At 68.5% G+C, this 3,084-nt stretch carries 3 protein-coding genes; all 3 read left to right on the top strand.

What is annotated here, in order from left to right; all coding sequences use genetic code 11:
* A partial coding sequence (locus MJ783_RS17810; RefSeq protein ID WP_239311740.1) for a PadR family transcriptional regulator occupies positions 1 to 847 on the top strand: 847 nt, incomplete at its 5' end.
* A gap of 194 nt (positions 848 to 1,041) precedes the next feature.
* Entirely contained in the window at positions 1,042 to 2,121 is a 1,080-nt protein-coding gene (locus MJ783_RS17805; protein ID WP_370651680.1) for an ATP-binding cassette domain-containing protein, read from the top strand.
* Positions 2,121 to 3,035, top strand: a complete 915-nt coding sequence (locus MJ783_RS17800; RefSeq protein ID WP_239311736.1) for an ABC transporter permease — start codon at positions 2,121 to 2,123, stop codon at positions 3,033 to 3,035. Before MJ783_RS17805 ends, MJ783_RS17800 begins: the two co-directional genes overlap by 1 nt.
* Positions 3,036 to 3,084 lie beyond the last annotated feature (49 nt).

The following is a 3,084-nucleotide window of genomic DNA, read 5'->3' as shown; positions in this document are numbered from 1 at the left end:
TGGTGGGAGCATGGCACATCAACGGCCGGCAAACATGTTGGCACTGGCTGTGCTTGCGCTGCTCAACGAACGGCCCATGCATCCGTACGAAATGTCAACTACGATGCGTGAGCGCCACAAGGAAAACAGCATCAAGCTGACCTACGGCTCGCTTTACACCGTGGTGGAGTCGCTGGCCCGTGGCGGCTACATCAGGGCACGGGAGACCGTTCGCGAAGGCCGGCGGCCCGAGCGGACCATCTACGAGATCACCACCGCTGGTCGAACCGAGCTCTACGACTGGATGTCCGAGCTTGTCAGCACACCCGCGAAGGAGTACCTGCGCTTCGAGGCGGCGCTGTCCATGCTGGCCGTGCTCACGCCAGAAGACGCCGTCCGGCTGCTCACCGAACGCCGCAGCCGGCTCATGCTCCAGATCGAGCACGCCCGCGCGGGGCAGGCCCTCACCGTCCGCGAAGGCCTGCCCCGATTGTTCATGCTGGAAACCGGGTTCGTCAGCGCGCTGGCCCAGGCCGAGCTCCGCTACGTGGACGAGCTCATCAAGATGATCTCCGAACGGACACTGGATGGCATCCACATATGGGATGCCATCCACACTCGCGAGACCGAACCGGACCGAATCCGCGACGTCGTCGTCCGGGCGCTGCGGGCTGGCGGCCACACGGGATCCGCGGCCGACGCCGTCCTGAACACGACCGAACGAGCCATCGCCGCGCAGGCCGGCCCGGCCGGCGCCAGCCCCTGGCCGGCCTGGGAACAACCGGCACCGCCAGCGCCGTCCGCCGCGCCCGGGGACGCCGCTGGAACGCCCGGCCCGCACGATCGAAGCCGGAGACCGATCACGTGAACAACGAACCACGTTCTGTCGCCCGTCATCCCACAGGTTCAGGAAGTTCAGGGGGACCGATGACCTCAGACCCGGCTCCAGCGCAAGCCGCGCGACCGACCGGCAGCTCCACCACGCAGCTGCTCCAGGCGCCTGGCCCGGTCGCGTCCATGTCCATGTCCATGCCCGCGACAGCCATCCCCACGGCGACAGCCATGTTCGTGGGCTCCGGCGGGCATTGTGCGATCCAGGCGTCCGACCTGGTCAAGCACTACCGAGGTGGCGTCCGGGCGCTGGACCGTCTCAGCTTCCAGGTCGCCCCGGGCACGGTATTCGGCCTGTTGGGACCGAACGGGGCCGGCAAGTCCACCACGGTGAAAATCCTCACCACGCTCTCGCGTCCTGACTCCGGCGGGGCCACGGTGGCCGGGATCGATGTCCTCGCCCATCCCGGCCAGGTGCGACAGGGGATCGGTGTTGTCACGCAGCGTTCCGGCATCGACCTGGAAGCGACCGGACGGGAGAACATCGCGCTCGCGGCCCACCTGCACGGGCTTGCCCGCGCCGAACTGGCCACCCGGGTCACCGACCTGCTCGACCGGTTCGAGCTGGCCCAGGCCGCCGATCGCCCAGCGCGCACCTACTCCGGCGGCATGCTCCGGAAGCTCGACGTGGCCGTCGGGCTGGTGCACCGGCCCAGCGTGCTGTTCCTCGACGAACCCACCACCGGGCTCGACCCGCACGCACGCATGCAGATGTGGGACGAAATCGGTTCACTCGCGGCGGACGGCCTGACAATCATGCTGACCACCCACTACCTGGAGGAGGCGGACCGGCTCGCGTCCAGGGTCGCCATCATCGACGGCGGCCGCATCCTTGTCGAAGGCAGCCCGGACGAACTCAAGAGCGAACTGCGGGGAGACGCCGTCCGCCTGGAACTCGCGACCGTTCCCGACGCCGCTCTCGCGGAGGGCATCACCATGGCCCTCAACGGGATTCCCGGGGTCACCGAGACCACGCTGGACGGTCGCGAGGTCCACAGCCGGGTGACCAACGGCGCGTCGTCCCTGCCCGCCGTGTTCGCCGCTCTCGAACAGGTGGACACCACGGTCATCGCGGCGACGATCGCCAGACCATCACTGGATGACGTCTACCTGCGCCATGTCGGCCACCGGTTCAGGGCCACCGCCGGGACCGGCCCGCGCCCGGCCGGCGTCGGTGCTGGTACTGGTGCTGGTACCGACGACACGAACGGCCGGGAACAGGGCGTCGCGCGCAAAAAGGAGGTGGCGTGATGTCAGGCGGCACCGGCACCACCACCTGGTCTGGCAACGCGGTCACCGGAGCGGCTGCCATGGACAGCACGCTCCGCCCCGGCCGTGGGGTGGATGCTTCAGGTTCCCGGCCGGCGCCGTCGCCCGCAACGGAGTACGCGGCGTCCGCCGGCAGCCAGCTGCGCTGGCTGACTGTGCGGCAGCTGCGTGCGCTGGTTCGCCAGCCCGCCTACCTGGCGATCACGATCGTGCAGGCCGTGGTCTGGCTGCCCCTGTTCGGTTCGCTGTTCCGCCGGGTCGTCGATGTTCCCGGCTTCGGCAGCGGATCCTACTTCGATTTCCTGACTGCCGGCGTCGTGGTGATGAGCGCTCTGTTCTCAGCCGGCTGGTCCGGCATGCGGGTCATCGTCGACATCGATCGCGGGGTCATGGACCGGATGCTCACGTCACCGGTCCGGCGATCCGCGCTGATCAGTAGCGCGCTTGTCTACCAGGTGGTGGTCACCACCATCCAGTCGGTCATCATCATGCTGCTCGGCTGGGCCGTCGGGACCCACTACCGCAACGGCCTGGTCGGCCCGGCCGTCCTGCTCACAGCCGCGTCGCTGGTCGCGGTCACGGTCGCGGCCTGCTCGAACGCGCTGGCCCTGCTCGTGCGGAAGGAGGACGTCCTGATCGCGGCGGTGAACTTCGCCATCCTGCCGTTGACGTTCATGTCATCGGCAATCATGGCACGGAACCTCATGCCGGGCTGGATGAAGACCATCGCGCGGGTCAACCCGGTGGACTGGGCGGTCAGCGCCGCCCGCGAGGCCGGCTCGACCGACCCGGACTGGCTGGCGGTCAGCATCTACCTCTGCTGCCTCACCGGGCTCGCCGCGATAGCCGGGAAACTCGCGACCCGCGCCTTCGACGCCTACAGCCGCTCCCTGTAGGCCTGATTTTTAGAGCGCCCGAGGATAAGGCGTTCGATCAGTGAGCGGC

It is taken from the genome of Protofrankia sp. Cj3 (assembly GCF_917627355.1).
Classification (GTDB): Bacteria; Actinomycetota; Actinomycetes; order Frankiales; family Frankiaceae; genus Protofrankia.
This window is presented reverse-complemented; position numbering and strand designations above follow the sequence as displayed.

What these genes read in the sequence shown, in the direction of transcription:
- MJ783_RS17805 (WP_370651680.1), top strand. Translation starts at nt 1,042, where the DNA reads ATGTTCGTGGGCTCCGGCGGGCATTGTGCGATCCAGGCGTCCGACCTG.
- MJ783_RS17800 (WP_239311736.1), top strand. Translation starts at nt 2,121, where the DNA reads ATGTCAGGCGGCACCGGCACCACCACCTGGTCTGGCAACGCGGTCACC.